The sequence below is a fragment of the Cupriavidus sp. H19C3 genome (assembly GCF_049393815.1).
Lineage (GTDB): Bacteria > Pseudomonadota > Gammaproteobacteria > Burkholderiales > Burkholderiaceae > Cupriavidus.
The window spans coordinates 2,557,653-2,581,401 of the sequence record NZ_CP184985.1; the positions used below are offsets into that span (position 1 = coordinate 2,557,653).

The window sequence follows — 23,749 nt, forward strand, 5'->3', positions numbered from 1 at the left end:
CTGGCCGCGCATCAAGACAAGACGGCCCGGCACGCCACTAGGCGCACCGGGCCGTCCGTACCAAAGCAGGAACATCCAAGCCAGGCCGGGCAGGCCGGCCCCGCATCAGAGCTTCTTGTCGCGCACACCCGTGACAAGGAAGTCCATCGCCTGGATCGCGCCCGACTTGGTACCGGCAATCGACGGCGAGGTCACGTACTTGCCCTGCACCACCACGGTCGGTACGCCATCGATCTTGTAGGCGTCGGCGATCTTGTTGGCGCGCTGGGCGTTGGTCGTCACCGAGAACGAGTTGTACGTATCGAGCCACTGCTTGCGGTCGATGCCGTTCTTGGCCATGAAATCGGCGATCTCGTCGGTGTTCAGCATGCGCTTGCGCTCCTTGTGGATCGCGTCGAACACCTTGCCGTGCAGCGCTTCCAGCTTGCCCAGCGCTTCCAGCGTGTAGAAGATCTTGGTGTGGGCCAGCAGGTCGTCGCGGAAGGCCACCGGCACGCGCTTGAAGACCACGTCCTTGCCCTGCTTGTGCACCCATGCCTCGAGCTCGGGCTCGAAGTCGTAGCAATGCGGGCAGCCATACCAGAAGAACTCGGTGACCTCGATCTTGCCGGCGGGCACCGGCTGCGGGGCCTTCATCACCTGGTAGTCCTTGCCCTCGGTCGGCGCGGCGACGGCGGCGGGCGCGGTCATCAGCAGTCCGCTGACGGCGGCAAGCGTGGCGAACAGGGCGGCAAATTTCTTCATGATGGTCAGGAGCCTTGGGTTGAGAGACCGCTCGAAACGACGGGTCGGGCCAGTTGGCCCGGTTGCATTGGGCGTATGACCCGCCCCGCAGCTTCCGGGTTCAACCGGCAGCCATTTTTCATTGTTTGGTGAAACGGATGACCGACGCCTCGAAGCCGGCCGATTGCAGCCGGTCGCGCGCGCGGTTCATGTCCTCGATACGATGGAACGGCCCCAGACGAACGCGATACATCTTGGTGCCGTTGACATCGCGGTCGGTCACTTTGGCCTCGAAGCCCTGCATGGCGAGGTTGGCCTTCTGGCGGTCGGCGTCGTCCTGCGAGCGGAACGCGCCGACCTGCAGCAGGTAGCCCACCTTGTTCGCGTCGGCCTGGGCGATCTCGGCGATCGGGTCGGACACCGGCTTCTCGGCCGGGCGCACGGCCTGCTGGGACGGTGCCGGCGCGGTCGGGCGCGAGGCCGCGCCATTGGTGCCCGGCAGCTCCGCCGGGCGCGTCACCGCCACCGGCGGCTGCGCCGGCACGGACGACGGTGCCGCGGGCGCGGCCGACGGCGCGGCAGGCTCGGCCTGCCCCACCGGCTTGGCCGGGGTCTTGCTCCACAGCGGCTTGTTGGGGTCGGCCGGCTCGCCCGCCTGCCCCTGCTGGGCCTGCTGCGCCGGGTTCGGCAGCGCGCTGGCCACGTTGCCGGGCTCGGTCGGGCGCGGCGGCGTGCTGCCGCCCTTCTGCTGGAACGGCGCCGGCGACTTGGTGATGTACAGGGCGACCACGACCGCGATGGCCAGGCCTACGATCAGGCCGAGCACGAGGCCCAGGAACGTACCGCCATGTTGCCTGTCGCGGCGGCTGGTGCGCTGGGCATGCTTGCGTTGCTGTTGCATGAAGTCCTCTTCGGTGATGCTCGCGATTATAGGGCCAGTCCTATGACGCGTAGCACGGGCGTCGGTTCACGCCCGCTGCCCGTGCGCCGCCTTGCGTCGGCCTTGCGTCGGCCTGGCGTCGGCTTCCGCCCGGGCTTCGCTCAGTTTTCCGTCTCGCGCGCCATGCGCTGCGGCGCCGACACGCCGATCACGGCCAGGCCGTTGCGCAGCACCTGGCGCGTCGCGGCCAGCAGCGCCAGGCGCGCGCGCTTGACCGTCTCGTCATCCACCAGCACCCGGTCGGCGTTGTAGAAGGCATGGAAGTCGCCGGCCAGGTCGCGCAGGTAGAAGGCCACGGCATGCGGCGCCAGCTCGCCGGCCGCCGCGCTCAGCATGTCGGGGAACTCGGCCAGCCGGCGGCCCAGTGCCAGCGCCTGCGGGCTGACCTCGGCCGCGGTCACCGCGGCGAGGTCGGCGCCGGCCAGCTCGGGCAGCCGGTCGGCCCAGTTCGCGCCGCCCCAGGCCTCGAAGATCGAGCAGATGCGGGCATGGGCGTACTGCACGTAGTACACCGGGTTCTCGTCGTTCTGCTTCAGGGCCAGGTCCACGTCGAACACGAATTCGGTATCGGCCTTGCGCGACAGCAGGAAGAAGCGGACCGCGTCGCGGCCGCGCGTGAACTGCGCGGGCCAGTCCGGCACGCCCGCCTCCAGGCAACCGCGGATGGTCTTGTCGCCGCCATTGCTCCATTCGATCAGGTCGCGCACGGTCACGTACGAGCCGGCACGCTTCGAGATCTTGACCTCCGCGCCGTCCTTCATCACGGTGACCATCTTGTGCAGCACGTAGTCGGGGTAACCCTGCGGAATGCCCATGTCCAGCCCCTGCAGGCCGGCGCGCACGCGCGCAATGGTGCCGTGGTGGTCGCTACCCTGGACGTTGATGACCTTGGTAAAGCCGCGCTCCCACTTGGTGGTGTGATACGCGACGTCCGGCACGAAGTACGTGTACGTGCCGTCGGTCTTCTTCATGACGCGATCCTTGTCGTCGCCGTCGTCGGTGGTGCGCAGCCAGAGCGCGCCCTCGCTCTCGTAGGTCTTGCCGCGCGCCACCAGCGATTGCACGGCGGCCTCGACGCGGCCGTCGCTGTACAGCGACGACTCGAGGTAGTACCGGTCGAAGCGGACCCCAAACGCCTGCAGGTCGATATCCTGCTCGTTGCGCAGGTATGTGACCGCAAACTTGCGGATCGATTCGAGGTCTTCGATATTGCCCGACGCCGTGACCGGCTCGCCGTCCGAAGCGCTCACGGTCTTGCCGGCGAGGAAGTCGGCGGCGATATCGGCGATGTAGTCGCCGTTGTAGGCGGCCTCGGGCCAGCCCGCATCGCCGGGACGCAGGCCGCGCGCGCGCGCCTGCACCGAGATCGCCAGCGTGTGGATCTGCACGCCGGCATCGTTGTAGTAGAACTCGCGGTGCACCGACCAGCCCTGCCAGCTGAGCAGGTTGGCCAGCGCATCCCCGAGCGCGGCCTGGCGGCCGTGGCCGACGTGCAGCGGGCCGGTCGGGTTGGCCGAGACGAACTCGACCAGCACCTGACCGTGCGTGCCTTCGGGCCGCGCGCCGAAGCGATCGCCCTCGCTGAGCACGGCGCGCAGGACTTCGGCGCGCGCTGCGGCATTGAGCCGCAGGTTGATAAAGCCGGGACCGGCGATCTCCAGCGCGGCCACCAGCGCCTGCGCGCGCGGATCGGCTTCCACGGCCGCGACGATGCGCTGGGCCAGCTCGCGCGGATTGCTCTTGAGCGCGCGCGCGACCTGCATTGCCACGTTGCAGGCCAGGTCGCCATGGGCGGCCACCTTGGGCCGTTCGAACGTGACGGCGGGCAGCGCGGCGTCGGCCGGAGCGAGCGAGCGCACCGCGTCAGTGAACGCAGCGGCGAGATTTGTGGTCTGAACAGGCAGCATGATGTCGGGCCCTGGCGTCTGGCGGCGATCGGGAAGTGAACCGGGCGCCGCAAGACAGCGGAAGTCGGTGTCGGATTTCGGAAACCCGGAATTTTATCAGGTGCTATGCTGACATCATGCGGCCGCCCATGCGCCTCGCACATGGGTTCCGTGACTCGAGAAAGGAAACATCATGCTGATCACCTTCAAATCCCACGCGGCGCAAGACCTGATCATGATGAAGGATCTTGCCATCACGCTGCTTGGCATCATCGGCAAGCACCTGGGTGAGCGCGGGGTGATCACCAGCGAGGAACTGCCGCACGCCATCCGCAAGCTGGAGGCGGCGGTATCTGACGCAAAGAAGACTCACCCCGCCAACTCGGCCGTCTCCGACCACGACGACGAGCACGAAGAAGAGCCGCTGCATCTTGGCCAGCGCGCCTATCCGTTCCTCGACATGCTGCGCGCCTCCGAGAAGGAAGGCGCCGATGTGCTGTGGGGAGTCTAGGCACCAGGGCTCCGGCCGGTTGCACCGGCCTCTCTCCTCTCTCTCCCCCTCTCTCCCCCCCCTCTCCCCCTTCGCCCGCCGCGGCACTCCGCGGCGCTCCGTGGCGCGATCGCACCGGCGCGCCCTGCTCCGGCCTCGTTGCGTGCGCCCTTCCGGGCCCCTCCTCCGCCCCCCTCCGTCCCCCCACCGTCCCTCTCCACCGCGCCCACCCGCACGACCGGTCGTACCCGCGGCGTACCCACGAAAAAATGCCCGGACACCATGCGGTGACCGGGCGACCGGATCAGGGATATATCCGGAAAGGGGGGTGCTGCAGGGGTAAAACGTCACGGGGGCAGGCGCCGCTCGGCGGCGCGCCCCCGGAAAAAACCTCAGTCGTGGCGGCGGCCTGCGAGCAGGAGGCCGATAAACGCGCCGGCAAGGGCGGCAATTCCCACCGCCTTCAACGGCGACTCGACCACGCGCTGGCGGCCGCTATCCACGGCGGCGTCCATATGGTCGCGCGCCCAGTGCATGCCGTCGTGGGTCTGGGCACGCACGCGCTCGGCCATGCGGTGCGCACGTTCGCGCAGGCGCTGCCCAGCCAGCATGCTTTCGGCCGATCCTTCGTGGGCCAGCACGTCGATGGTCTGTTGCAGTTGAGCGATCAGCGAGCGGACCTCGTCCGACACCGGGCCGGCCGCGTCATGCGCCGCGTCGCGCGTATCGCGCGCGGCATGTCGGATCTGCCGGACGGTGTGTTCCGCACTGTCGGCAAGATGATTGATTTCCTTCCGGATCTTGGGGTTTTGCGTGAGCATGGTGACTCCTCTTGGTCCTGTTGGGCGGATCGGATGCGCGGCCGGCCAGGCGGCCGCGCCCGGTGACCACCCGCAGGGGGTCACCGTCGCGCTACCGTGTCCGGCCTAGCGTCGGCGGACCAGGCCCATCACGAAGGTGACGAGCGCCACGACCAGGAAGATGAAGAACAGGATCTTGGCGATTTCCACGGCGCCAGCCGCGATACCACCGAAGCCAAAGATCGCGGCGATCAGGGCAACAATGAAAAAGACGAGTGCGTAGTGCAGCATGGCCGGTCTCCCGAGGTTGGCGAACCCGCCGATCTGCCGGCGGATTCGGCTTGCGCCACGGTGCGCAAGCTCATAGCCTCATCGTAGGGGTCGGGTCCGGGGCCAGAAACCGAAACAGCGCCGATTCAGATGTCAGCCAAGTCCTACAGCGCACACCGCTGCGCACCGGGTGTGCCGGGGCGGCCGAAGCCATACCATGCGCATACGTCCGTGGCGCAGTGCGCAACGATTGACCCTTCATGGAGGATGTGATTCCATGGCCGCTCGCGTCGTCCCGGACACGCGGGTACTCACCGACGTCACCAACATGGTCAAGCACTCTCTATTACTCAGGAATACGCTGCTGCTCGCGGGCGGCATCGTGCTCACGCTGGCCGTGCTGATCGCCTCCGAGACGGGCAACCTGCGCCTGCGCGCGGGCTATACCGAAGCGATCCGCTCGCAGCAGCTGCAGAGCGATCTCGGCGCGCTGATGGGCGAACTGGTCAATGCCGAGGCCGGCCAGCGCGGCTTTCTGCTGACCGGCAAGGACAGCTACCTGGAGCCGTACTACAAGGCACTGCCCCGCATCAACGCTCTGATGGCCGCGATCCGCCAGCACTACGCCAACGACGCCGAGGGGCTGCGGTTGTTTGCGGAGACCTCGCAGTTCGTCACGCGCAAGCTCAACGAGATGGCGCTCACGCTCGTCTACGGCAAGCGCGACGTCGACGTCGCGCTCGACCTGATCCGCACCGACTTCGGCAAGCAGACCATGGAGAATGCGCGGCGCGGGCTGGAGCATCTGCAGGTGCGCGAGGCCGGGACCGTCACCCATAACCTTGAGAGCGCCGAGCACGACCTGCAGCTGTCGCGCTACGGCATCGGCCTGCTCACCGCGATCAACATCCTGCTGCTGGTGGCAGTGGGCCTCGGGCACCAGCGCCGCATGTCGATGGCCGAGGCGGCGCGCCTCCAGCTCGAGGAAGAAAGCGCACGGCTCGACCGCAAGGTGCGCGCGCGCACGCGCCAGCTGTCCGCCCTGGCCGCGCACTTGCAGCGCGTGACCGAGGACGAGAAAACCCGCCTTGCGCGCGAACTGCACGACGAACTCGGCGCCATTCTCACCGCGATCAAGCTCGACCTGCACTGGGTACGCATGCGCGTGCAGGAAACCCATCCCGAAGCGCGCGACAAGATCACGCGCGTGATGCACCACGTCGACCAGAGCATCCAGATCAAGCGCCGCCTGATCGAGGATCTGCGGCCCACCGTGCTACTCAACCTGGGCCTGCGCGAAGCCATCGTGCAGCTCGTGGAGGACGTCGGCACGCGCAACGAATGGGAGACCGAGGTGAATCTGCCCGAGACGGTGCCATCGCTGCGCGACAGTGCCGCCATCGCGTTGTATCGCATCGTGCAGGAATCGCTGACCAATGCCAGCAAGTACGCGCAGGCACGGCACGTCTCGGTGACGCTGGCGTGCACGCGTGAACAGCTCACGCTGATGGTGCGCGACGACGGCGTGGGCCTGCCGCCCGATTTCGACGCCGGCAGCATTGCCGGCCATCACGGCCTGCTCGGCATGGAGCAGCGCGTGACGGCGCTCGGCGGCAGCATGCATATCGATTCGGCGCCCGACCAGGGCGTCACGGTACGGATCGAGGTCCCGCTGACGACGGCGGTGCTGGCGCCGCCCGAGGAAGAACTGGAAACATAACGGCGAGCGTAGCGGCGCGCGCCGTGGCAACCCCGGCGGCCGGATCGGAGAGCGATCAGCCGCCGGTGGCGTAGTCCTCGATGACGCGGAACACCTGTTCCAGCTCGAGCGACTTGTCGAAGAAATAGTCGGCGCCGGCCTCGGTGCACTGGCGCCGGTACATCGATACCTGGGCGTGGTTGGTATAGACGATGCGGATGCCGGACAGGTCCGCCTTCTGCATTTCGCGCAGCACGTTGATGCCATTGCCCTGGCGCAACTGCAGGTCGACGATCACCACATGGTAGTTGCCTTCGGCGGCCATGCGCACCGCCATGCTTTCCGTGTCGGCCCAGTCGACGGTCTCCACGAACGGAAACGCGTTGAGGTATTCCAGCAGCATGCCCCGCAATACCGCCGAGTCCTCGATCAGGAGGACGCGCAGCAATCGGTGCGAGGTGGCCGTGGCTTGCTCCGGCATGGTGGCGAGGGGTTCGGAATCGGTGCGATGCAATCAGGGGCGGGACGAGACGTGAGCGCTATTCGACCAGGCCATTCTTGATGGCATAGTAGGTCAGGTCGGCGTTCGTCTTCATTCCCATTTTCTCCAGGATGCGCGAACGGTAGGTACTGACCGTCTTGACGCTCAGGAACAGTTCGTCGGCGATGACCGAGACCGACTGGCCGCGCGACAGCTTGCAGAAGATCTGGAACTCGCGCTCGGACAGGGTCTGGTGCACCGGTTGCTCGGTCGGCTTGTCGAGTCCGCCGATCAGCAGGTCCGCCACGGTCGCACTCACGTAGCGGCGGCCCTGGGCCACGGTGCGAATCGCCTTGACGAGGTCGTCGGGCGCGCTTTCCTTGGTCAGGTAGCCAGATGCGCCGGCACGGATAAGGTTGATCGCGTACTGGTCCTCCGGATAGGTGGACAGAATCAGTACCGGCAAATTGGGCAGGCGCTGGCGGATGAGCTTGAGCACATCGATGCCGTTGCGGTCCGGCATGGAAATATCGAGCACGAGGACATCGAACTCGCTGTCGCGCAACTGCGCCATCACTTCGTCGCCGCTCGCGGCTTCGCCCGTCACCTTGATGTCGGGTTCCTCTGAAATGAACTGGCGCAGACCGGCGCGAACGATCTCATGATCGTCGGCGATCAAGACGCGTATCATCGGTGTCTCCACGGTGAGGGAACAGCCCGTGGCGCAGGGCGCACCGGGCCGGTTTCCTGCATTGTAGTGCGGGCGGGGCGCCAAGGATGTCGGTGTCAGGCTGACACAAGGCAGAACGGGCGCCCTCAGGCGCCCGTTCGGGACGGCGGTCATTGCCGCCGCTGGTTGCGTTATCGGGTTGTGGCAGCGGTCGTCACTGCAGCCTGGTCCCCGTCTCCGCGCTGCCGCCAGTCACCGCCTTGGCGCCCAGGCTGGCATCGCCCTTCTTCGACTTGCCGCTCTTGGCGTGCTTCGCGTGCTTGCCGTCCTTGATACCCGCCCTGGTCGCGGCGTCCGCCTTGGTATCGGCGCCCATGCCACCCTGCGCGCCGCTCCCCGTTTCGGCGGTACCGCGGGCGCCGGCCCCCGCATCGACACCGGTCTGCGTGCCCGGCGCGCTCAACGCCGCGCCGGCATGCGCACCGGCGCCCATGCCGGTGCCACCAGCAGAACCCGTGGTGCCCGTCCCTTGCGCCATCACCAGCGAGGACGCAGCGGCAATCGACAGGGCGGACAGGGAGATCAGCAGTTTGTTCATGGAAGAGACTCCTATTCGAATGGCCCGCGGCGAAACATTCGCTGCGGCATCCACGCGGTGTCACGTGAACTGAGGACCAGTCTATGGAGTCCGCCTGCCGTGGTCTGTGAGCACTTGTAATGCCCTGTAAGCAGGCGTGAGGCACGATCGGGTGCGGCCCCACCCACGCGTGCGTGGCGGGTGCGGGCCGCTGACATGCCGTTACAGGTTGGGCGCCAGCGCGCGCTCCATGGTGGCGCGATCCTCGCCCCGACGCGCGGCCATATCCTCGAGCTGGTCGGTGCCGATCTTGCCGACGCTGAAGTACGTCGCGTCAGGATGCGCCAGGTAGAAGCCACTGACCGATGCGGCGGGCGTCATCGCCAGGGCCTCGGTGATGCCCATGCCGATATCGGCCGCATCGAGGAACTGGAACATCGCGCCCTTGACCGTGTGCTCCGGGCACGCCGGATAGCCGGGCGCCGGGCGGATGCCGCGGTAGGCTTCGGCCACCAGTTGCTCGTTGCTCAGCGCTTCCGCTGCGTCGTAGCCCCACAGATCGGTACGCACACGCTGGTGCAGGCATTCGGCAAAAGCCTCGGCCAGGCGGTCGGCCAGCGCCTTGAGCATGATCGCGCTGTAGTCGTCATGGTCGGCCTCGAACTGCTTTTCCTTCTTCTCCACGCCCAGACCGGCCGTGACCGCGAACAGGCCGATGTAGTCGGCAATGCCGCTGTCCTTCGGCGCGATAAAGTCCGCCAGCGAGCGGTTGGGGCGGCGCACGCCGTCGACCACCGGGCGCTCGCTCTGCTGGCGCAGGTTATGCCAGGTCAGCGCAACCTTGCTGCGCGTCTCGTCGGTGTAGATCTCGATATCGTCGTCGTTGACCGTATTGGCCGGCAGCAGCGCGATCACGCCGTTGGCGGTCAGCCAGCGGCCCTGGATCAGCCGGGCCAGCATGCTCTTGCCGTCCGAGTAGACGCGTCGCGCCGACTCGCCGACGATCTCGTCGTTGAGGATGTCGGGGAATTTGCCGGCCAGGTCCCAGGTCTGGAAGAACGGACCCCAGTCGATAAAATTGGCCAGCTCGGCCAGGTCGTAGTTGCGGAATACGCGCCGGCCGATGAACTTGGGCCTGGGCGGTACGTAGCCGCTCCAGTCGATCTTCGTCTTGTTGGCACGCGCCTGGGCCAGCGTGACCATCGGCGTGGCCTTGCGGCCCGCATGCTGCGTACGGATGCGGTCGTAGTCGTGGCGCAGCTCGTCGAGGTATCTGGCCGCGCCCTCGTCCGACAGCAGGCTCGAGGCCACGCTCACCGAGCGCGAGGCATCGGGCACGTACACCACCGGCCCTTCGTAGTTCGGCGCGATCTTGACCGCGGTATGCACGCGCGACGTGGTGGCACCACCGATCAGCAGCGGGATCTTCTTCAGGCGGAAGTAGTCGTCGCGCTGCATTTCGGCGGCGACGTAGGCCATTTCCTCGAGCGACGGCGTGATCAGGCCCGACAGGCCGACGATGTCCGCGCCCTCGACCTTGGCGCGCGCCAGGATCTCGTTGCACGGCACCATCACGCCCATGTTGACCACTTCGAAGTTATTGCACTGGAGCACCACCGAGACGATGTTCTTGCCGATGTCGTGCACGTCGCCCTTGACCGTCGCGATCACGATCTTGCCGCGCGCGCGCACGTCGCCGCCGGCCTCGGCCAGCAGGCGCTTCTCTTCCTCGATGAACGGCAGCAGGTGCGCCACCGCCTGCTTCATCACGCGCGCGCTCTTGACCACCTGGGGCAGGAACATCTTGCCGGCACCGAACAGGTCGCCGACGATGTTCATGCCATCCATCAGCGGGCCCTCGATCACCTCGATCGGGCGACCGCCGCGCGCGGCGATCTGCTGGCGCGCCTCCTCGGTATCCTCGACGATGAAGTTGGTAATGCCGTGCACCAGCGCATGCGCGAGCCGGTCCTGCACCGACACCGGCGCCTCCGGCGTGCCGCGCCACGCGAGGTTCTCTTCCTTCTTTGCACCACCGCCCTTGAAGCGGTCGGCAATCTCGAGCAGGCGATCGGTCGCGTCGTCGCGGCGGTTGAGCACCACGTCTTCCACGCGCTCGCGCAGTTCCGGATCGAGCTGGTCGTACACGCCCAGCTGGCCGGCGTTGACGATGCCCATGTCCATGCCCGCGGCAATCGCGTGATACAGGAACACGGTATGGATCGCCTCGCGCACCACGTCGTTGCCGCGGAACGAGAACGACACGTTGGACACCCCGCCGCTCACCTTGGCATACGGCAGGTTCTGCTTGATCCAGCGCGTGGCCTCGATGAAGTCAACCGCGTAGTTGTTGTGCTCCTCGATCCCGGTGGCGACCGCGAAGATGTTGGGATCGAAGATGATGTCCTCGGGCGGAAAGCCCAGGTCGTGCACCAGCAGGTCGTAGCTGCGCTGGCAGATCTCGGTCTTGCGCGCAAAGGTGTCGGCCTGGCCCTTCTCGTCGAACGCCATCACCACCGCGGCGGCGCCATAGCGGCGGATCAGCGTGGCGTGGTGGCGGAACTGTTCCTCGCCTTCCTTGAGCGAAATCGAGTTGACCACCGGCTTGCCCTGCACGCACTGCAGGCCGGCCTCGATCACCTCCCACTTGGACGAGTCGATCATGATCGGCACGCGCGCGATATCGGGCTCGGACGCAATCAGGTTCAGGAACCTGACCATCGCGGCCTTCGAATCGAGCATGGCCTCGTCCATGTTGATGTCGATGATCTGCGCGCCGTTCTCGACCTGCTGGCGGGCCACCGCGAGCGCCTCGTCGAACTGGCCGGCCAGGATCATGCGCGCGAACGCCTTGGAACCGGTGACGTTGGTCCGTTCGCCGACGTTGACGAACAGCGTGTCGTCATCGATCGTGAACGGCTCGAGGCCGGACAGGCGCATCGGGCGCGGGGGCAAATTGGCGGTGGTCATGTTGGAATCTTGTTGAGCGGCAATGGTGTCAAGGATCGGGGAGCGCCAGCAGGCGCTCGACCCACGTGTCGAAGTGACGGCATGCACGTCGAATGCGATCGAGTCCGATATGCTGCGCGGCTGGCGGGCCATGCATGGTTTTCCGACATGGTGATCTGGCCGATGCGCGACATGGTCGTCTCCGGTTGGTGGCCGGCCCGATCAGGCTTCTGCACGCTCAGCGTAGTTCGCCCACCCACGCGGGCGCTTGTCGGCCACGCGCCTGGCGATCGCGGCGATATGTTCGGGCGTGGTGCCGCAGCAGCCGCCCACGAGGTTCACCAGCCCGGAGGCCGCGAATTCCTCAACCAGCGACGACGTGACCTCCGGCGTCTCGTCGAAGCCCGTATCGCTCATCGGATTGGGCAGGCCCGCGTTGGGATAGCACGAGATGGGCACGTCGCACACCTTGGCCAGTTCCGCCACATACGGACGCATTAACGTCGCGCCGAGCGCGCAGTTGAGGCCGAACGTGACCGGGCGCGCGTGGCGCAGGCTGTTCCAGAACGCTTCCACGGTCTGGCCCGAGAGAATCCGGCCCGAGGCATCGGTGACCGTGCCCGAGATCATCACCGGCACGCGTTCGCCGGTGTCCTCGAACAGCTGGTCGATGGCGAACAGCGCGGCCTTGGCATTGAGCGTGTCGAAGATGGTCTCGACCAGGAACACGTCGGCGCCGCCTTCGAGCAGCGCCTTGCCTTGCTCGTAGTACGACGCGCGCAGTTCCTCGAAGCTGACGTTGCGCGCACCGGGATCGTTGACATCCGGCGAAATGCTCGCGGTCTTGGGCGTGGGACCGAACGCGCCGGCGACAAAGCGCGGCTTGGCGGGCGTGCTGTACTTGTCGCAGGCCGCGCGCGCGAGGCGGGCCGCCTCGACGTTCATCTCGTACGCGAGGTGCGCCATCTTGTAGTCTTCCTGCGCCACGCGCGTCGCACCGAACGTGTTGGTCTCGATGATGTCGGCGCCGGCGGCGAGGTACTGCTCGTGGATCTCGCTGATGACCTGCGGACGCGTGAGCAGCAGCAGCTCGTTGTTGCCCTTGACGTCCACGGGATGATCGGCGAAGCGCGTGCCGCGGTAATCCGCTTCCGACAGCTGATAGCGCTGGATCATGGTGCCCATCGCGCCGTCGAGGATCAGGATGCGCTCGCGCAGCAGCGCCGGCAGGTTCGCGGCACGGGTGTAAGGGCGGACGTCGGGGCGGACGTCGGGGCGGACGTCGGGGCGGACGTCGGGGCGGACGTCGGGGCGGACGTCGGGGCGAACGTCGGAACGCACGTCTTGGGAATCGGCACTCATGATGATGGGAATCCGGGGCGGAGGCGGAATGGCAAGGGTAAGCTGGCGATTTTACCAGTAGCGTCAATGGTTTGCGGTTGCCGCTGGCGGGCGGTCGGCACTACACTGGGCTCCCGTTTCCGGATCTACGCCCCCGTCATCGCGCCATGCAACATCTGAATCCCGCCGACGCGCAGCAACTGCTCGAACAGGACCCCGATGCGCTTTTCATCGACTGCCGCAGCGAAATGGAATACCTGTTCGTCGGCCACCCCAAGGGCGCGCACAACGTGCCGTGGAACGACGGGCCGGACTGGGAGGTCAACCCGCACTTCGTGCAGGGCGTCAAGAAGCTGGCCGGCCACGTGTCGGCGCGGCCCGTGCTGCTGATCTGCCGCAGCGGCAACCGCTCCAGTGCCGCGGCGCGCGCGCTGGAAGGCGCAGGCTTCACCTCGGTCTTCTACGTGCTGCACGGCTTCGAGGGTGACCTGGACACGCAGCGCCATCGCAATACGGTCAATGGCTGGCGCCACGACGGGCTGCCGTGGGAACAGTATTGAGAGGCCGGCCACAAAAAACGCCCGCAACGATGCGGGCGTCCTCTTGTGCCGGCACGTGACCGCCGTTCAGTGCATGCGCGGTTTAATGCATGACCAGCGGGTTGTTCATGACGGTGTCGAACTTGCCGAGAAAATCATCCACCTCTTCGACGGACGGCTCCGACTCGATCAGACGCTTGACGTCCGCGCGGAAGGTCTCGGCCATGTGGCCACCGAGAAAAATCTCGCGTTTCTGATTCTTGTCGACAATCTCAAAGCCGCCCGAGGCAAGGGGCGCATGCTCGACATCTGCTCCAAACTCGACAATGCAGTAATTGTCGCTGTTGTAGATCATTTGCATCGCACTACCTCCTGGCATCATGGTTGGCAACGGTTCCATCGATTGTTGCGAATGACGAAGCAAAAACGACCGAGCGTTGCGATTTCACCTCCAAGCTGAGGGTAGTTGCCCGTGATTCAAGTGTAGGCGCTGGGCCCGTCCACACGCTTTGTGAACTTCCCTCTTTCTTTTGGGCATCGGCGTCGCCGGCAAGTTTCTTGAGCGCTTTGCACCAGTGTGTTGCAACAAACGCGCCCACGTTACGGAATATCACACTGCCCGCCACATGCCGCATGGCCGAGAAATGCGCCAAGCTCCTCATGAAAGCGCTGCGGTTGCTCGATAAACGAGAGATGCGCGGCATCGGGCAGCACCACCAGACGCGCCCCGGGGATCGCCTGGGCGATCGATTCAGACATGGCTACCGGCGATCCTTGGTCGTCCGCGCCGACCACCACCAGTGTCGGAACGTGGATGCGCGGCAATGCGTTGACGAGGTCGAACTCGACGATGGCCTGCGCCACCCCCACGAAACCTTGCTCCGGCGTGCCAAGCAGCATGCCGCGAATGCGCTCGACCTCGTCGGGGTGGGCCGCCCGGAACGGTGCGGTCAGCCAGCGCTCGAGCGTGGCATCGGCCACGCCGGCCATGCCATGCGCCTCCACCTGGCCGATGCGGTTGGCCCACATCGGGTGCGCCGACAGCGGCGTATGGCTGATGGTGTCGACCAGCGTCAGCGACAGCAGCCGCTCGCCGTGCCGGACCGCGAAGGCCTGGCCCACCATGCCGCCCACCGATACGCCGCACAGGTGCGCCTGGGCGATGCCGAGCGCATCCATCACGCCGGCCACGTCGTCGGCCAGCCTTGTCATGGTGTAGGCGCCGACCGGCGCGCCGCTGCCGCCATGGCCGCGCAAGTCGAAGCGCACCACGCGGTAACGTGCGGCAAGATGTCGCGCCGTGTCGTCCCACAACGTGAGGTTGGCGCCGAGCGCGTGGACAAGGATGACCCAGGGGCCGTCGTTGCCATCGATGCGGACCTGCAGTTCGATATCGCCCACGTGCACGCGCCGGGTCGCCTCCGGGGCGGAGCCATGCGGGGCAGGCTGCGAGGGCGAGGCTGACGAGCTCATGTCGTTCTCCTGTGCCGATGTATCCATGGTTGGCGATGGGCGCGCCCTTGACCAATCCCCGCGCGCCGATTTTGTTGTCGGACGTTGACTGACATCAGCGCCCGTCCGTACCACGATAGATCAGATCGATCTGGGTGCCATCGGGCTCGGTCTGGCGCAGCCGCGCGGGCATCCAGCCCAGGGCCGGGGCCAGCCAGATCTCGACGCGGCGCTTGTCGCCGGGATGGCGCGGCAAGCGTACGAAATGCTTGGTGCGGGTCATGGACTGGCCATTGCCGAGGTCGACGTCCTCCTCGCCGACGTATTGCACCTGGATCGGCTCCAGATCGCTGGTGTCGGCCACATGGAACGCCTCGGTCACGCCCGGGGTGGCATAGCGCCGCGGATCGCCGCGCACCCAGCCCACGAGCTGCAGGAAGATGCTGAAACGGTCCTGGGTGTCGGCCGTGATCGGTACCTGGTTGCCGCGCGACTCGAACGCGACCACGCCGGCGGCGCGATCGATGCGCGTGGCCTGCACCTTGCCGCGCTTGTTTTCTTCATAGCGCTCCGGAGCCAGCCCGCGCTCGCCCATGGCGCCGGTGCTCTGGAAGGCAAAGCGGAACCACAGCACGCGCGTTTCCACCGCCAGCCGGTAATGCGCACCATCCTGCTCCCAGCGGATCAGGCCATCGGGGTTCTGCACGCCGTTGACGAAGCTCGCGTAGCGCAGCGTGGCGGACGGCGGCGCCGTGTAGCGAGGCGCCGGGGGCTCGGCTGGCGCGGGCGCTACGGGCGCGCTGGCCGCCGCGGCGGAGGCGGTGCCGGCGCCGCCGCTGCCGGTGTTGGTCGCGATCTCGCCGGTGGGCGCGGTAGCCAGCGCCGGCGCGGGTGCCTGCTGTGGGGGCGTCTCCGGCGCCGGCTCGGCGGCAGGCCGGGGGGCCGGTACCGGGGTGGGCTGCGCCGGCGGCACGGGACGCGGCCTGGGCGGCGGCGGCTTGGGTGGCGCGGGCGGCGGAATCAGGATGGCCTGCAGCGATGGCACATCGGGCAGGTCCGGCACCGGTGGCATCGGCATGCGCACCAGGCCCAGCAACACCAGGCCGTGCGCGACGAGCACGAACGCGATCACCGCAGCCCAGCGCCAGCGCCGCTGCCGCCGGGTGGGTGGTGGGCGTCGTGGTGGACCTGGGGGGCCTGGTGGGCCCGGTGGGCTTGAGTCGCCGGGTTCAGGGTTGGCCGTGCGATCCGGCCGGCTGGCTGCCGCCAAGATAACCGAGTTCCGATGAGATCTGTCGGGCGATGTCGCGCACATGGCGGTCCACCGTACCGCCCCATTCTGCATCGAATACGCTTTCGGCGCCGAGCACGATCAGCGCCATCGCCAGATGGCCATTGGCATCGAACACCGGTGTCGACAGCGCGTTGATGCCGGGCAGGACGCCGCCCAGCGTGCGGGCCGCCCCCCGTGCGCGCACGTCGGCGCAGATCGCGTCGTACTCCGCCAGCGTGGGGCCGGTGGAGCGCTGCGCGAGCTCCCGTTCGATCAGCGGCAGCGTCTTCTGCCGCGGCAGGTAGGCGCCGAACAGCCGGCCGGTGGCGGAATTGAGCATCGGCATCACATCGCCGAGCCGCAGGCTCACCGTGACCGGATGGCTCGATTCCTCCCAATGGACGATGGTCGGCCCCTGGTTGCCCCAGACCGCGATGCCGGCGGTCTGGTCGATCTCGTCGCGCAACCGCGAGAGGATCGGCCGCGCTTTCCTGACCGGGTCGAGGCGGTTCAGTCCGGCCAGCCCCAGTTGCAACGCAAACGGGCCGAGGTCATAGCGGCCGCTGACGGCGTCCTGCGCCACCGCGCCAAGGCGCTGGAAGCTGACCAGGTATCGGTGCGCCTTGGCGGGCGGCATGTCGGCCGCGGCGGCCAGGTCGCGCAGCATCATCGCGCGCGGCGAGGCGGCCAGTGCCTGCAGCAGGCGGAAGCCGACCTCGATGGACTGGATGCCCGCGCGCGACCGGGATTCGTCGTCTTCCAGTTCTGTCATGAGCCTGCCGGCATGGGAGTAAGAGTTGCCGATTTTAACCTCCGGTAGACTACCGGCCATTCGCATCCGCCGACGATATCCCGCATGAAACTCGCAACCCTCAAGGACGGCTCGCGCGACGGCCAGCTCGTGGTCGTCTCCCGCGATCTCAAGACCGCGCATTTCGCCACCAGCATCGCTACCCGGCTGCAGACCGCGCTCGACGACTGGCCGTTCTATTCGCCGCAACTGCAGGATCTCTACGAAGCCCTCAATGCGGGCCGCGCGCGCCACCCGTTTCCGTTCGCGCCCAAGGACTGCATGGCACCGCTGCCGCGCGCCTACCAGTGGGCCGACGGCTCGGCCTACGTGAACCACGTCGAGCTCGTGCGCAAGGCGCGCGGCGCGGAGATGCCGGCCGAGTTCTGGACCGATCCGCTCATGTATCAGGGCGGCTCGGACGACTTCCTCGGCCCGCAGGACGATATCGTCTGCCGCAACGAGGCATGGGGCATCGACTTCGAGGCCGAGGTGGCGGTGATCACCGGCGACGTGCGCATGGGCGCGACGCCCGAGCAGGCCGGCGACAGCATCCGCCTGATCATGCTGGCCAACGACGTGTCGCTGCGCAACCTGATTCCTGCCGAGCTCGGCAAGGGCTTTGGTTTCTTCCAGAGCAAGCCGGCCACGGCGTTCTCGCCGGTGGCGGTCACGCCCGACGAACTCGGCGAGGCCTGGCGCGAACGCAAGGTGCATCGGCCGATGATCGTGCACTGGAACAGCCGCAAGGTCGGCGCGCCCGAGTGCGGCACCGACATGGTGTTCGACTTTGGCCAGCTGATCGCCCATATCTGCAAGACGCGCAATGTGCGCGCGGGCAGCATCGTCGGGTCCGGCACCATTTCCAACGTCGATCGCAGCAAGGGCTACTGCTGCATCGCCGAGCAGCGCATGATCGAAACGATCGAGGGCGGCAAACCCGTGACCGAATTCATGAAATACGGCGACGCGGTGCGCATCGAGATGTTCGACGCGCAAGGCCAGTCGATCTTCGGCGCGATCGACCAGGCGGTAGCCGCGTCCTGACCGGCAAGTTCGGGCCGGTTCGCATCCGGGGGCGTCGCTGCCTATAATTGCCCGACCGCCCGGTCGGGGATTATCCGTCCGGTCCCTCACTCCCGACCCGCGACGCCCCATGACCGACAGCCCTGACAGCCACGGCAGCACCGACAGCACCCTCCCTCCGCGCTTCGAGCGTTATCGTGCCCTCACACTGCGCCGCCATGGCCCGATCCTCGAGATCGTCATGGGCGCCGCGCAGTCCGCCAACCGCAAGCTGGCCACGGCGGACGCCGGCATGCACCGCGAGCTGGCCGAGATCTGGCGCGATGTGTCGGCCGATCCCGACATCCGCGTGGCGCTGATCCGCGGCGAAGGCAAGGGCTTCTCGGCCGGCGGCGATCTTGGCCTGGTGGAGGAGATGGCCAACGATTTCGGTACCCGCACGCGCGTCTGGCACGAAGCGCGCGATCTGGTCTACAACCTGATCAACTGCGACAAGCCGGTGGTCTCGGCCATGCACGGGCCGGCCGTCGGTGCCGGACTGGTGGCGGGCCTGCTGGCGGATATCTCGATTGCGGCGCGCGACGCGCGCATCGTCGACGGCCATACCCGGCTTGGCGTGGCCGCGGGCGACCATGCGGCCATCGTCTGGCCGCTGCTGTGCGGAATGGCCAAGGCCAAGTACTATCTGATGCTGTGCGAGTCGGTCAGCGGCGAGGAAGCCGAGCGGATCGGCCTGGTGTCGCTGACGGTGGACGAGCAGGCGCTGGTGGCCAAGGCCTTCGAGGTGGCCAACCGGCTGGCGGCGGGATCCCAGACGGCGATCCGCTGGACCAAGTACGCGCTCAACAACTGGCTGCGCATGGCCGGCCCCGCGTTCGATACCTCGCTGGCGCTCGAATTCATGGGCTTTGCCGGCCCGGACGTGCACGAGGGCATGGCCAGCCTGCGGCAGAAGCGGCCGCCCGAATTCAAGTAACGCCTTTGACGAGGGAGTGCGCAACCATGTTTGGACAGATCCCCGATTTCACCAATGGCTTCGAGTTCCTGCGCAATCTCTGGGGCAGCGGCAGCGGCATGCCGGGCGGCCTGATGCCGGGCCTGCAGGCCATGACGCCGCCGATGGACCTCGACGAGGTGGACAAGCGCATCCACGACCTCAAGGCCGTCGAGAGCTGGCTCCAGCTCAATACCAACCTGCTGCGCACCACCATCCAGGGCCTCGAGGTCCAGCGCGCCACGCTGGTGGCGCTGCAGACCTTTGGCAACGCGCTCTCGCCGGATGCCATGCAGAGCGCGATGGAAAACGTCGCGCGCGCCGCCAACGCGCCCAGTGCCGCGCCGCATCACCACACCTTTGCCATGCCGGGACACGAACCCGAGGACGTGGGGGCGATGGATGCGGAGGAAGAGGACGAGGACTACGACTACGCGGCTGACGACCGCGCGGCCGACGACGACAACACCGAGGCCTTGCCCGACGACGAAGCGCCGGCAGACGCCGCGGCGGCTGCCGGCGAGGAAGGCACAGGCTCGGGCGCGAGCGCTGGTTCGGGTACGGAGGCCGGCGGCGACGCGCTGCCGCCCAACGCCGCGCTCTGGTGGAACCTGCTGCAGCAGCAGTTCAACCAGATCGCGAGCAGCGCGGCGGCGGCCAGCATCGCACCGTTCGGCAACCTGGGCGGCTTTGGTACCGGGGCCGCCACGGACAAAGCCAGCGCGCAGCCCGCGTCCAGCCCGGATGCGCGCGGCACGGCGCAGCCCGCCAAGGGGCGTGGCAAGGCGAGTGGCAAGGGTGGGACGCGCACGGGCAAGGGCGGCATGGGCAAGGCGGCCGCTGGCAAGGCGGCCGCGAAGAAAACCGCGGCCAGGTCCGGCACCGGCACGACCTCGTCTAAAACGGCGACGCCAACATCCGCGCGCACCAAACCGGCGACCTCCCGGCAGGCCACCCGTGGCGCGCCAGCGAAGGCGCCGCGGCCCGGGCGCGATACGTCCGGCGGCGACGATACCGCGTGACCACGCAGCCAACCACGCCCCCGACCTCGGTGCCAGCGGGCACCCAGTCGAGGGTTGTCGCCTCGGCGCGCGCCGCGCGGCGCCAGCATACCGCGCTGATCATGATGGGCGGCGGCGCGCGCGCGGCCTACCAGGCCGGAGTGCTGGCCGGTATCGCGCGCATCGCGGCCCGGCATGGCCTGGCGCGCGGCCCGCTGCCGTTCGGCATCGTCGCCGGCACCTCCGCGGGCGCGGTCAATGGCGCCGGCCTGTCGATCGGTGCCGCCGACTTCCAGGCCGCCACCGACAGCCTGGCGGCGCTCTGGCATGGCATCCACACCGACGACGTGTACCGCACGGACGTGCTGCGCGTGGGCGTGTCCGGCGCCAGATGGTTGTCATCGCTCGCCTTCGGCTGGGCCACGCGCCACGCACCGCGCGCGCTATTCGACAACGCCCCGCTGGGCGGCATGCTGGGCGAGCTGTTCGACGCCGAGCGTATCCAGGCCAGCCTCGATACCGGCGTGCTGCACGCGTTTGCCGTGACCGCGCTGTCGTACACGACCGGGCGCCACGTCACGTTCTACCAGTCGCACCGGCGCATCCAGGCCTGGCATCGCAGCCAGCGCCTGGCGGTGGAGGCGCGCATCGGCGTCGACCATCTGCTGGCCTCCTCGTCCATCCCGTTCCTGTTTCCGTCGGTGCCGCTCGAGCTCGACGGCCACCACGAATGGTTCGGCGACGGCACCATGCGGCAGATGTCGCCGCTGTCGCCGGCGATCCACCTCGGTGCCTCGCGCATCCTCGCCATTGGCGCGGCGTCGCGCCAGCGCCCGGGCTGGTACGACACCGTGCCGGCGGGCGGCTATCCGTCGCTGGCGCAGGTCGGTGGACAGGCGCTGGCGAGCATCTTCCTCGATGGCCTGCAGGCCGATATCGAGCGGCTTTCCCATATCAACCGGCTGCTCGCGCGCATGCCCGAGATGGCCGGCGACGCCGAAGGCTGGCGTCCGGTCGAAGTCATGACCATCGCCCCGAGCGAACCGATCGAGGCGATTGCCGCCGCGCATATCGGCCGGCTGCCGCGCACGGTACGTGCGCTGCTGGCCCCGCTTGGCGGCACCGAGGCTCGCGGTGCGGCCTTTGCCAGCTACCTGCTGTTCGAACCGGCGTTTACACAGGCGCTGCTGGCGCTGGGCGAGCGCGACGCGGAAGCGCAGGCCGACGAGATCGCGGCCTTTCTCTACGGCGTAGTGCCGGGCACCGCACCCGTCCCCGCGCCCGACCAACCGGCCACGCTGGACGTTTGAGCGCGGCGGCTGGCCCGGAATATGGCACACTGCGCGGCGCATAGCAGTTGCGCCACTTTACGCAATGACTTTTCCAAAACCTGTCAAGACAGGGGCACAAAAGCGTCGAACGCGGTTGCAATTCATCGCATCCCAGCTAAAAAGGGATGAGAGAAAAGATTCGAGAATGATTCCCATCTGGTAGAATCCGCCCGTAATTTCAAAGGCTTACCATGCTCTACCCCGAACTGTTCAAATCGCTGGAATCGGTCCGCTGGCATATGGACAAGGACATCCCCTGGGATGACTTCGACGCCAGCCTGCTGACGGACGACCAGGCCCAGACCATTCGCATGAATGCGATCACGGAGTGGTCCGCCCTGCCGGCCACCGAGATGTTCCTGCGCGACAACCGGCACGATTCGGACTTTTCGGCATTCATGAGCATCTGGTTCTTCGAGGAACAGAAGCATTCGCTCGTGCTCATGGAGTACCTGCGCCGCTTCCGTCCGGACCTCGTGCCGACCGAGGAAGAGCTGCACGCGGTGCGCTTCGAGTTCGACCCGGCGCCGCCGCTGGAAACCCTGATGCTGCATTTCTGCGGCGAGATCCGCCTGAATCACTGGTACCGCCGCGCGGCCGAGTGGCACTCGGAGCCGGTGATCAAGCATATCTACCGTACGCTGTCGCAGGACGAGGCGCGCCATGGCGGCGCCTACCTCCGGTACATGAAGAAGTACCTGGCCCAGTTTGGCGACACCGCGCGCGCCGCCTTCGCCAAGATCGGCGTGCTAATGGCCTCGGCGCGCCGCACCGAAAAGCCGCTGCACCCGACCAACCTGCACGTGAACAAGGCGTTGTTTCCGCGCGACACCGTGCAATCGCGCCTGCCCGACCCGGACTGGCTGGAGCATTGGCTCGACGAGCAGATCCGCTTTGACGAAGGTTGGGAAAAGAAGGTGATCGAGCGCATCCTGCACAACATGTCGCTGCTGTTCGAACGTACGTTCGAGTCGGTGCAGGATCTCAACCGCTATCGCAAGGAACTCAACGCCAGCCTGCAGGGCGCTGCCCAGGCCTGACGTCCCACCGGGGCGCGCCCAGCGCCCCGTGCCCTCCTCTCCCGTCCACGGCGGCAGAGGCAGCAGGTCCTCGGTTATGCTGGCGCCTGCCCGGTTTCCTGTCTCTCCCCATGACCGCTCCCGCTTTCGAATCCAAGCTCGTACCCGCCGACGACGTGGCCGCGCTGCAAGCCGCCGTGGCCGCTTTGCCGCGCCCGCTGGTCTTTACCAACGGCGTGTTCGACATCCTGCATCGCGGCCATGCCACGTACCTCGCGCAGGCACGCGCCATGGGCGCCAGCCTGGTGGTGGGCGTGAACAGCGATGCCTCGGTGAAGATGCTCGGCAAGGGCGATGACCGGCCGCTCAATCACGAGGGCGATCGCATGGCGCTGCTCGCGGCGTTGGCTTCGGTGGACCTGGTGGCGATGTTCCGGGAGAAGACCCCGGTCGAACTGATCCGGCTGGTGCATCCGGACATCTATGTGAAGGGCGGCGACTACGATATCGACACGCTCGAGGAAACCCGGCTGGTGCGCAGCTGGGGCGGCGAGGCGTACGCGATTGCCTTTCTGCACGATCGCTCGACCACCAAGCTCCTGACCAAGGTGCGCGCGCAGGGCTGACCGGCCGGCTTCAGCTGGCCAGCGTGCAGGCCTGCAAGTCCTCCGCGCCCAGGCGCTGGCGCACGGCTTCCATGCGGATGCGCATGGCATCGTCGACATGGCGCACGCGCAACCACTGGCGCGAGACCGCGCGCGGCGCGTCGCTGATCAGCGCGGTGCGCACGCCCTGCCCGCGCAGGGTCTCCAGGAAGTGCTCGGCGCCTTCCCGCGTGCGGAACAGGCCGAGCGACACGGTATGGCTCTCGGGCGAGCCGCTGGCGAGCACGGTCACGTCGGTCACATGGCGGCGGCGCAGTTCGGCCAGCTTGCGCTCGGCCTGCTCACGCGTGGGCTGCGCGGGCAGATGGACCCACCAACGCAGTGTCTCTTCGCGGGCGAACCCTTCCACCGGCACCTGTGCCAGCGCCGCCGTGGCACGCTCCGCGCCCAGTGTGCTGAGCCCGCCGAGCTCCAGACAGGCTTCCGCGGCATGCGCGGCAGCGAGCGTCACGCTCGCCGGCACCGCCGCGCGCGGCGCGGCCGGACGACTCCCGGCATTGCTTTGCGGCAGCAGCTCCATGCGCTCGCGGCGCACCTGCTGCTCCACGCGCTGCGGCTCGCGCGGGCTCTCCATCCAGCCGGCCAGCGGCTCGGGGCCGAAGGCGCCGAACACCGCCGCCAGCAGCAAGACGTTGACGGCCAGCAGGATCAGCAGCAGTACGGTCAGGCCCTTGTTAGGCATCGATAGGTTCTGAAGCGGGCGCGATCGCCGGGTTGAAGTTGAGGATATCGGTCAGCTTGCGGCCGCGGCCGGCATGGCAATTCGGCCGGGCTCCACGCACGGCCTCGCCGAGATCCTGTCACGTTGATGGCGATGCTGCCACCGAGGCCGA

General features: G+C 67.5%; 25 protein-coding genes. 9 read left to right on the forward strand and 16 right to left on the reverse strand.

The window, feature by feature from the left end; all coding sequences use genetic code 11:
* Positions 1 to 105: 105 nt before the first annotated feature.
* The 3 genes from DFLDMN_RS11875 to argS all read right to left on the reverse strand — a co-directional run bounded on the left by DFLDMN_RS11875 (position 106) and on the right by argS (position 3,570).
* On the reverse strand, positions 106 to 744 hold the full coding sequence (locus tag DFLDMN_RS11875) for a thiol:disulfide interchange protein DsbA/DsbL (RefSeq protein WP_423195162.1): 639 nt from the start codon (positions 742 to 744) through the stop codon (positions 106 to 108).
* 118 nt (positions 745 to 862) lie between these two features.
* Positions 863 to 1,624, reverse strand: coding sequence for an SPOR domain-containing protein (locus DFLDMN_RS11880; RefSeq protein WP_423195163.1), 762 nt, complete (start codon positions 1,622 to 1,624; stop codon positions 863 to 865).
* Positions 1,625 to 1,764: 140 nt separating this feature from the next.
* Positions 1,765 to 3,570: an arginine--tRNA ligase gene (gene argS / locus DFLDMN_RS11885; RefSeq protein ID WP_423195164.1), complete on the reverse strand. Its 1,806-nt coding sequence runs from the start codon at positions 3,568 to 3,570 to the stop codon at positions 1,765 to 1,767.
* A gap of 172 nt (positions 3,571 to 3,742) precedes the next feature.
* Here argS and DFLDMN_RS11890 point away from each other — a divergent pair, with 172 nt between their 5' ends.
* Complete coding sequence (locus DFLDMN_RS11890; protein WP_423195165.1) at positions 3,743 to 4,060, forward strand: DUF1840 domain-containing protein; 318 nt, start codon at positions 3,743 to 3,745, stop codon at positions 4,058 to 4,060.
* A gap of 371 nt (positions 4,061 to 4,431) precedes the next feature.
* Here DFLDMN_RS11890 and DFLDMN_RS11895 read toward each other — a convergent pair whose 3' ends face one another.
* Positions 4,432 to 4,860, reverse strand: a complete 429-nt coding sequence (locus DFLDMN_RS11895; protein ID WP_423195166.1) for a DUF883 family protein — start codon at positions 4,858 to 4,860, stop codon at positions 4,432 to 4,434.
* 105 nt (positions 4,861 to 4,965) lie between these two features.
* Positions 4,966 to 5,130 carry a DUF1328 domain-containing protein gene (locus tag DFLDMN_RS11900; RefSeq protein ID WP_109582372.1) on the reverse strand — a complete coding sequence of 55 codons (165 nt, stop codon included), beginning with the start codon at positions 5,128 to 5,130 and terminating at the stop codon, positions 4,966 to 4,968.
* Between the two features lie 307 nt (positions 5,131 to 5,437).
* Here DFLDMN_RS11900 and DFLDMN_RS11905 point away from each other — a divergent pair, with 307 nt between their 5' ends.
* A complete protein-coding gene (locus DFLDMN_RS11905) occupies positions 5,438 to 6,829 on the forward strand; it encodes a CHASE3 domain-containing protein (protein WP_423198390.1) in 1,392 nt (463 codons plus the stop codon).
* Positions 6,830 to 6,884: 55 nt separating this feature from the next.
* Here the strand turns inward: DFLDMN_RS11905 and DFLDMN_RS11910 are convergent, their stop codons facing one another.
* The 6 genes from DFLDMN_RS11910 to DFLDMN_RS11935 form a co-directional block, all read right to left on the reverse strand.
* Positions 6,885 to 7,289: a response regulator gene (locus tag DFLDMN_RS11910; RefSeq protein WP_423195167.1), complete on the reverse strand. Its 405-nt coding sequence runs from the start codon at positions 7,287 to 7,289 to the stop codon at positions 6,885 to 6,887.
* A 58-nt stretch (positions 7,290 to 7,347) separates the two neighbouring features.
* A complete protein-coding gene (locus DFLDMN_RS11915; protein WP_109582374.1) occupies positions 7,348 to 7,980 on the reverse strand; it encodes a response regulator in 633 nt (210 codons plus the stop codon).
* Positions 7,981 to 8,173: 193 nt separating this feature from the next.
* Positions 8,174 to 8,557, reverse strand: a complete 384-nt coding sequence (locus tag DFLDMN_RS11920) for a hypothetical protein (protein ID WP_423195168.1) — start codon at positions 8,555 to 8,557, stop codon at positions 8,174 to 8,176.
* A gap of 201 nt (positions 8,558 to 8,758) precedes the next feature.
* Entirely contained in the window at positions 8,759 to 11,506 is a 2,748-nt protein-coding gene (metH, locus tag DFLDMN_RS11925; protein ID WP_423195169.1) for a methionine synthase, read from the reverse strand.
* 28 nt (positions 11,507 to 11,534) lie between these two features.
* Complete coding sequence (locus DFLDMN_RS11930) at positions 11,535 to 11,642, reverse strand: hypothetical protein (protein ID WP_423195170.1); 108 nt, start codon at positions 11,640 to 11,642, stop codon at positions 11,535 to 11,537.
* A 65-nt stretch (positions 11,643 to 11,707) separates the two neighbouring features.
* Complete coding sequence (locus DFLDMN_RS11935) at positions 11,708 to 12,847, reverse strand: homocysteine S-methyltransferase family protein (RefSeq protein WP_423195171.1); 1,140 nt, start codon at positions 12,845 to 12,847, stop codon at positions 11,708 to 11,710.
* Positions 12,848 to 12,993: 146 nt separating this feature from the next.
* Between DFLDMN_RS11935 and DFLDMN_RS11940 the strand changes: the two genes are divergently transcribed.
* Positions 12,994 to 13,386, forward strand: coding sequence for a rhodanese-like domain-containing protein (locus DFLDMN_RS11940; protein ID WP_423195172.1), 393 nt, complete (start codon positions 12,994 to 12,996; stop codon positions 13,384 to 13,386).
* Between the two features lie 82 nt (positions 13,387 to 13,468).
* Here DFLDMN_RS11940 and DFLDMN_RS11945 read toward each other — a convergent pair whose 3' ends face one another.
* The 4 genes from DFLDMN_RS11945 to DFLDMN_RS11960 form a co-directional block, all read right to left on the reverse strand.
* The gene (locus DFLDMN_RS11945; protein ID WP_423195173.1) at positions 13,469 to 13,726 is read right to left on the reverse strand and encodes a BTH_I0359 family protein; all 258 of its coding nucleotides are present in this window, start codon (positions 13,724 to 13,726) and stop codon (positions 13,469 to 13,471) included.
* 239 nt (positions 13,727 to 13,965) lie between these two features.
* On the reverse strand, positions 13,966 to 14,838 hold the full coding sequence (gene pcaD, locus DFLDMN_RS11950; protein WP_423195174.1) for a 3-oxoadipate enol-lactonase: 873 nt from the start codon (positions 14,836 to 14,838) through the stop codon (positions 13,966 to 13,968).
* A 94-nt stretch (positions 14,839 to 14,932) separates the two neighbouring features.
* Positions 14,933 to 15,937: a DUF3108 domain-containing protein gene (locus DFLDMN_RS11955; protein WP_423195175.1), complete on the reverse strand. Its 1,005-nt coding sequence runs from the start codon at positions 15,935 to 15,937 to the stop codon at positions 14,933 to 14,935.
* A gap of 109 nt (positions 15,938 to 16,046) precedes the next feature.
* Complete coding sequence (locus tag DFLDMN_RS11960) at positions 16,047 to 16,862, reverse strand: IclR family transcriptional regulator (protein WP_423195176.1); 816 nt, start codon at positions 16,860 to 16,862, stop codon at positions 16,047 to 16,049.
* An 84-nt stretch (positions 16,863 to 16,946) separates the two neighbouring features.
* Here DFLDMN_RS11960 and DFLDMN_RS11965 point away from each other — a divergent pair, with 84 nt between their 5' ends.
* From DFLDMN_RS11965 to rfaE2, 6 genes are all read left to right on the forward strand, one after another.
* A complete protein-coding gene (locus tag DFLDMN_RS11965; protein WP_423195177.1) occupies positions 16,947 to 17,927 on the forward strand; it encodes a fumarylacetoacetate hydrolase family protein in 981 nt (326 codons plus the stop codon).
* A 109-nt stretch (positions 17,928 to 18,036) separates the two neighbouring features.
* Positions 18,037 to 18,882 (forward strand): enoyl-CoA hydratase/isomerase family protein, encoded by an 846-nt coding sequence (locus DFLDMN_RS11970; RefSeq protein WP_423195178.1) that lies wholly within the window; start codon positions 18,037 to 18,039, stop codon positions 18,880 to 18,882.
* A 26-nt stretch (positions 18,883 to 18,908) separates the two neighbouring features.
* Positions 18,909 to 19,922: a PhaM family polyhydroxyalkanoate granule multifunctional regulatory protein gene (locus DFLDMN_RS11975; protein ID WP_423195179.1), complete on the forward strand. Its 1,014-nt coding sequence runs from the start codon at positions 18,909 to 18,911 to the stop codon at positions 19,920 to 19,922.
* 101 nt (positions 19,923 to 20,023) lie between these two features.
* A complete protein-coding gene (locus DFLDMN_RS11980) occupies positions 20,024 to 21,211 on the forward strand; it encodes a patatin-like phospholipase family protein (RefSeq protein WP_423198391.1) in 1,188 nt (395 codons plus the stop codon).
* 212 nt (positions 21,212 to 21,423) lie between these two features.
* On the forward strand, positions 21,424 to 22,272 hold the full coding sequence (locus DFLDMN_RS11985) for a ferritin-like domain-containing protein (protein ID WP_423195180.1): 849 nt from the start codon (positions 21,424 to 21,426) through the stop codon (positions 22,270 to 22,272).
* Between the two features lie 110 nt (positions 22,273 to 22,382).
* The gene (gene rfaE2 / locus DFLDMN_RS11990; protein ID WP_423195181.1) at positions 22,383 to 22,877 is read left to right on the forward strand and encodes a D-glycero-beta-D-manno-heptose 1-phosphate adenylyltransferase; all 495 of its coding nucleotides are present in this window, start codon (positions 22,383 to 22,385) and stop codon (positions 22,875 to 22,877) included.
* A gap of 10 nt (positions 22,878 to 22,887) precedes the next feature.
* On the opposite strand, the gene DFLDMN_RS11995 is transcribed toward rfaE2, so the two are convergent.
* Complete coding sequence (locus DFLDMN_RS11995) at positions 22,888 to 23,598, reverse strand: SPOR domain-containing protein (RefSeq protein WP_423195182.1); 711 nt, start codon at positions 23,596 to 23,598, stop codon at positions 22,888 to 22,890.
* Between the last annotated feature and the right edge of the window lie 151 nt (positions 23,599 to 23,749).